This window comes from Moorena sp. SIO3I6, assembly GCF_010672095.1.
The window spans coordinates 22,447-28,529 of record NZ_JAAHHU010000016.1 but is presented as its reverse complement, the minus strand read 5'-3'; the positions used below and the strand labels follow the sequence as shown (position 1 = coordinate 28,529).

Annotated in this window: 5 protein-coding genes and 2 pseudogenes; 6 read left to right on the top strand and 1 reads right to left on the bottom strand. The window is 43.2% G+C overall.

Features of this window, described 5'->3' with window-relative positions:
- Positions 1-105: 105 nt before the first annotated feature.
- Entirely contained in the window at positions 106-456 is a 351-nt protein-coding gene (locus F6K49_RS08070) for a phosphoesterase-related protein (RefSeq protein ID WP_366514144.1), read from the top strand.
- 210 nt (positions 457-666) lie between these two features.
- Here F6K49_RS08070 and F6K49_RS08065 read toward each other — a convergent pair whose 3' ends face one another.
- Complete coding sequence (locus tag F6K49_RS08065; protein WP_293095685.1) at positions 667-1,182, bottom strand: SDR family NAD(P)-dependent oxidoreductase; 516 nt, start codon at positions 1,180-1,182, stop codon at positions 667-669.
- 42 nt (positions 1,183-1,224) lie between these two features.
- On the opposite strand from F6K49_RS08065, the gene F6K49_RS08060 reads away from it, so the two are divergent.
- The 5 genes and pseudogenes from F6K49_RS08060 to F6K49_RS08040 all read left to right on the top strand — a co-directional run.
- On the top strand, positions 1,225-2,016 hold the full coding sequence (locus F6K49_RS08060) for a Uma2 family endonuclease (RefSeq protein ID WP_293095683.1): 792 nt from the start codon (positions 1,225-1,227) through the stop codon (positions 2,014-2,016).
- Between the two features lie 431 nt (positions 2,017-2,447).
- Positions 2,448-3,596, top strand: coding sequence for an NAD(P)/FAD-dependent oxidoreductase (locus F6K49_RS08055; RefSeq protein ID WP_293095680.1), 1,149 nt, complete (start codon positions 2,448-2,450; stop codon positions 3,594-3,596).
- An 8-nt stretch (positions 3,597-3,604) separates the two neighbouring features.
- Complete coding sequence (locus F6K49_RS08050; protein WP_293095678.1) at positions 3,605-5,254, top strand: nucleoside recognition domain-containing protein; 1,650 nt, start codon at positions 3,605-3,607, stop codon at positions 5,252-5,254.
- 260 nt (positions 5,255-5,514) lie between these two features.
- Positions 5,515-5,607: pseudogene (locus F6K49_RS08045) on the top strand (IS630 family transposase); the annotation flags it as partial.
- Positions 5,608-5,718: 111 nt separating this feature from the next.
- Positions 5,719-6,065, top strand: a pseudogene (locus tag F6K49_RS08040) (DUF6444 domain-containing protein); the annotation flags it as partial.
- Positions 6,066-6,083: the final 18 nt, after the last annotated feature.

The following is a 6,083-nucleotide window of genomic DNA, read 5'->3' as shown; positions in this document are numbered from 1 at the left end:
TAGCGCTTTGGTAAAGAAACTGCTAAACTTCTTTGGGATTCTGTATCTCGCGAAACCGTACAGTGGTTACGCAACTGTCATTTTGGCTTCTTTGAATTAGATTGTTTGTTAATTCACGGTAGCACTGTTAGCGTCAGCGATGAGTTAACCCCCGAAACCCTACCCTGGAAAATGCTAGACCGCTTGCAAAGAGTCCAGGCAAATCATCTCTTTTGTGGTCGTTCGGGTCAAGTATTTGAATATCAACTACAAGGAGGTTCGGTAAATAGTTCGGTGATGACTTTAGATAGCCAGCAACCCGTGGAAACTATTACTGCACCCAAAAGAAGAGTTGTTGGTGTAGGAAATGTAGGCAAAGAACCAGGAAAGGCTACTTATACGCTTTATAGTCCAAATAGCGATTTTTTAGAGTTTAAAACAGTTTTTTATAGCCATAAAAAGGGATCTGGTAATTAGTTTCAGGTTGCTAAAGGTATGGCTAAGTGCAAAAACAGGTAGTCGGAGACAACTTTCTGGAAAAGGCGTTGCTGATTTTGGGTATGCTTTCGCCCCCCTAGCCCCCCAAGCGAGGGATTTAGGGGGCTGTAATAAAATCAGATAATCGCGTATTCATTCCTTAATTCAGCAACGCCCAAACGTCGCTGATAATTGCTATAGTAAAAAATATTAGTGCTTAATTGGTGAAGGCTTAGAAGCTACCTTGATTTTGAATTTTGAAATCAGCAATGAGAGCAACCAAGGCATGTGACGTTTGATCAGGACAATCAGCTTGCCGTAGTTTGTTATTACCTGTTCCCGTTGTCGTCGGGAAATAGCTTTAACAATTTGTTTGGCAGTTTCCTCAGCAGAAATAATAAGCCTGGGGGAAATAGGATCCTGCCAGTCTGAATGCCAAATTCCCTGATTGTCTAGCTGACGAATTTCAGTAGCAACGTACCCTGGACAAATGTGTGTCACCGACACCCCATGGGGAGCCAACTCCTGAGACAACGACTCACACAAAGCCCGGATAGCAAATTTACTCATACTATAGGGAGAATCACCACTCAAGGCAAGGTAACTTTTTACGCTACTAATAATGACCAGTCTTCCTTGAGTTTTCTTGAGGTCATCTAAGGTCGCGTAGATGGTACTCAGTACCCCAAAAACATTGGTTTCCCACAGACGTCGATAGTCATTCACCAAACTGACCCCCCTCGTCCGGCCAAGGAAACCCTACCGACGATGTATGATCTCCCTAGTGAAGATCCAGAGGAACCAGGTTTGCCAGACGAGTTTCATGATTTTCAACCTCAGCTATTACGGGAGACATTCTCTCCACCGAGTTACCCAAGGGATCAGATCTTTGTGGGGACTGACTTGAATCTGTACTATGATGTTCGTCATCCTCAATGGTACAAACGACCGGACTGGTTTGGGGTAGTTGGGGTGTCTCGGTTTTATGAACAGCGAGACTTACGATTGAGTTATGTGATGTGGCAGGAAGGGGTCAGTCCATTTATCGTAGTGGAGTTGCTCTCTCCAACGACGGAATCAGAAGATTTAGGGCAAACCCTACGGGATATCGATCAACCGCCGACTAAGTGGGAGGTTTATGAACGTATCCTTCGTATTCCTTATTATCTGGTGTTTAGCCGATATACCAATGAGTTAAGAATTTTTGAGTTGAAAGGGTTAAACTATCAACAGGTAAGCTTGGACACCGACAGATTCTGGCTGCCAGAATTAGGGCTGGGCCTAGGAGTATGGTCTGGGTCATACCAAGAGGTGAATGGAGGATGGTTACGCTGGTATGATGAATTAGGGAACTGGATTCCCACAGGCTCTGAACAGGCTCAACAGACTCAGCACCAGTTGCGGCAGACTCAGCACCAGTTGCAGCAGACTCAGCAGCAATTGCAGGAGGCTGAACAAGAAGCTCAACTCGAACGCCAGGAAAAGGAATTGGCTCAACAGCAGGCAGCGAGATTAGCAGAACGTCTGCGACAGCTGGGGATTGACCCAGGAGAGGTGTAAAAGGTGCCGTTGGCAGCAGAATAGAAAAGGCGATGCTCGGTACGATCCGCTACGCGAACGCATATAGCAATACCCGTCTCATACCAAATCCTGTTCCCAAACCCCCCTTATCTGCATAGCCATAGATTCGTGGCATACAAAGATTTGGTCGATTTTTATAAAAGGGTTTTGACAAACGGATTTGATATAAGTCCACTTATACGCTTAGTTCAGTTCTGGAGTATTTAGTTTGATTATTCTAATTATACGTCCAGGGTTGTTTTTTATCCATTTGCTCTCGCAACGCCCTATAGCGACGTAAGGAGTTTAGCGGTGGGAGGATGTCAATCATGGTTTACCACTGCCTCACCAATATTGTTTGTTAGAAAGCTAGCGTTTTTTTATAGAATGATTATAATTGTCATAAAGTATCTATTCGAGATTGTCTGCTGGTGAACAAAACTAACGATCGTTTTGAAGTTGTAATTGTGGGGGCTGGGGCTGCTGGAATTGGCTGTGGAGTAGTCTTAAAAGATTTAGGAATTGAAAACTTTGTCATTTTAGAACGACATCAACTAGGGGCTTCTTTTAGGCGTTGGCCTGAAGAAATGCGATTCATTACGCCGTCGTTTCCCAGTCATGGTTTTGGATTGCTGGATCTCAACGCAGTAGTTTTAAATACTTCTCCTGCCCTCAGTTTCAGAAAGGAACATCTTTCGGGGAAAGAATATGCCCTATATTTGGAGACTGTAGCAGAGCATTTTCAACTACCTATAAAAACCGAGACAAATGTGAAAACTATTGCAGCTTTACCTCAAGGCAAAGGCTTTGTCTTGGAAACTTCTAAAGGCGAGTTGCGTTCACGCAGTGCCTCAGCTTCGCTGAGATCGCAGTTTGTGATTTGGGCAGCAGGAGAGTTTCAATATCCCAATCTTAATCCGTTTCCAGGAGCAGAATTCTGCATTCATAATTCCCAAATACGTTCTTGGACAGAGCTTAAGGGGAAAGAATTTGTAGTTGTGGGAGGCTATGAAAGCGGTGTAGATGCAGCGTCAAATTTGGCAGCATTAGGGAAAAAAGTAAAGTTAATCGATCGCCAGAGTAGCTGGTCAAACTTAGACTCAGATCCTAGTGTTTCTCTGTCTCCTTATAGTCTAAAACGTTTAGAAAGAGCTTATTCTATGGGTCGGGTCGAACTAATTGGAGAACAGAACATTGAAGCAGTCAAAGCAGTAAAAAAAGGATATGTGGTGGAGAGCGAGTACGAACAGTGGTTTAGTTCCACACCGCCAATTCTCTGTACGGGATTTAACAGCAGTTTAAAACAAATCGCACCTCTATTTGACTGGTCAAATGGCTATGCAGCCCTGACTGAAGAAGATGAGTCTACCCTAACTCCAGGATTATTTGTCGTCGGTCCTTCGGTGCGTCACGGCAATCTAATTTTTTGTTTCATTTATAAATTTCGGCAGCGATTTGCTGTAGTCGGTAATGCGATCGCTCAACGTCTGGGAATCGATACAACGACCTTGGAAGCCTATCGCCGAGAAGGTTTGTTTCTAGATGACCTTTCTTGCTGTAATAACGATTGTGTTTGTTGAAAAGTAAAGTGAATATTTTTACGCCGTCAAAATTAGAGCGCGATTGTATTGTGGTTATTGGTAAAGAGAGTACGGGCAAGTCCCAACTAATTGCGGCTCTTACAGGACAGACTCCCTATAGTGCCAATTTTCGTGGTTCTACAGTGACTTGTGACACTTATCAATCTGAAGCCTATACCTTTATCGATACTCCAGGAATTCTCTATCGTTCCGACAGCGTAACTACTAAGAAAGCTTTAAGAAAGCTAGAAGAAAATGACACCGTGCTACTGATAGTCAAGGCGACCGACGTAGATCGAGATTTAGCCGATATACTGCCTTTAGTAGCAGATAAACGGGGCATTGTGGTGATTACTTTCTGGGATAAGGTATTATCGACGGTTCATACTCAACAAGTGGTTCGGGAATGGAGAGAAACTTCTAACTTGAGCATTGTCACTGTAGATGCTCGCCACCTGACAATAGAACAAAAAGACTATATTTTGGCTTCTCTGCAAGAACCTCATCCTTTTCCCGCGCAATGGATTCCTACAAGGGCTGGCTGGTATATTGAACCTCACCCGACACTGTTAGAACATCCTCGACTAGGCTGGTTATTGGCGATCGCCCTATTACTTATTCCTGCGATTATTGCTGTCTGGGGTGCTAACTCCTTTGCGACTTTAGCAGATCCTATAGTACAAAGTGCGATCGCTCCTGTTATTAAACCTTTATCCCAACTCCCAATCTGGTTAAGAGAAATACTGATAGGTCAGTATGGACTGATAACTATGAGTCCGTTGCTGTTTATTTGGGCGATGCCCACAGTAATTCTCTATGCCCTATTCTTGGGCGCATATAAAGCTAGTGGGTTAATAGAACGAATTACCATTGCTCTCAATCCTTTACTCCGTCCGTTTGGGTTATCGGGACGGGATTTAGTGCGAGTAATTATGGGTATGGGGTGTAATGTTCCTGCGGTGATTAGCACCCGTGCCTGTTCTAGTTGTTCTAGGGGAACTTGTATTTCCGCGATCGCTTTTGGTTCGGCTTGTTCTTATCAGTTTGGCGCAACTTTAGGGGTCTTTAGTGCTGCTAAGTTACCTTACTTGATAATTCCTTACCTGCTGTATCTAACCGCAACCACCTTGATATATACCTATATCATTTCTTCCCCTACAGCTAAATCGAATCAGAATCCCCTAGTAATCGAAGGAAGAGCATTTTTAGAATTTCCTCATTCGTCAGTAATTTGGCGCGAAGCTAAGTCAACTATTAATCAATTTTTGTTCAATGCAATTCCCATCTTTTTAGTTATTACCGTTATTGCTTCTGTGTTGAATTGGTTAGGAACAATCGCATTTTTAGCCAATATTATTAACCCTTTGATGGGATGGTTTAATTTACCCCCTGAAGCCTCATTGCCTATTGTTTTAGCTTCTATTCGCAAAGATGGACTGCTATTATTTGCCGAACCAGAAACCTTGGCTATGTTAACTCCATTGCAGGTTTTGACTGGGGTGTATCTAGCAGGAGTATTGCTACCTTGTTTAGTTACTCTGTTAACTATTACGCGAGAACAGTCTCTTCGATTTGCCTTATTGCTGTTAAGTAGACAGGCGATCGCTGCGATCTTTTTTTCTCTATTACTTGCTTGGGGAGGATTATTAATCAAGTAATAAGTAATGGGCGATCGGTAGTTTCGGTACGAAAACGTACGGTAAGACCACTTGAGCTGCTGTAAGAATCCTTTAAACCCTGATTAATACCAAATCCGGTTATAATAGACTCAATACAAAATCAGAATTAAAATGCCCAAAAAAGCTTATTTAGCTGACCATCTGAGTAATGGTGAACTGAAAAAAAGATACCGATAACAGTCCAACAATTACGAGCACAATTTTCCGATCGCGTAGCGTGGCCTACGGCCTTTGCTCAGATAGAGGTCTGGTTTTTTGATGAACACAGAGTCGGATTAAAGCCAATTATCAGAAAAATCTGGGTTCCTATAGGAGAAAGACCTACAGCAGTAGTACACCATAGTTATGAGTGGAGAGGATGTTTATGGATTTGTTGAACCAAAGTAAGGATTCAGGTAGGGGATTGACAAAGCTTGGGGTGGGGTCGCAAAATTACTAAAAGAATGTGTAGCTTCGGACTTTCCCATAAAATGGCTCAATACGACCAGTTATCATAAGAAGAACTGGTAGAGATTATATTGGAACTTTGGAAGCAGCATCAGCAACAGCAGGCTAAGCGTCAAGAAGCTCACCCTCGAAATCGAACGACTCGTGATCAGCCGAGACCTCGATAGTCAGACTTCATCCAAACCGCCATCAAGTGACTTGCTCAAAAAGTCCGAAAAGAAACCTTCACTCGTCTGCTGAATCCAACACTTCAGCTAAAAGAAAACCTGGAGGACAGCCCGGACACAAAGGAAAGACTCGTAAAGGTTTTGGACGAGTAGACCGCTGTGAAATGCTGCGTCCTTTACAATGCTCTATCTGC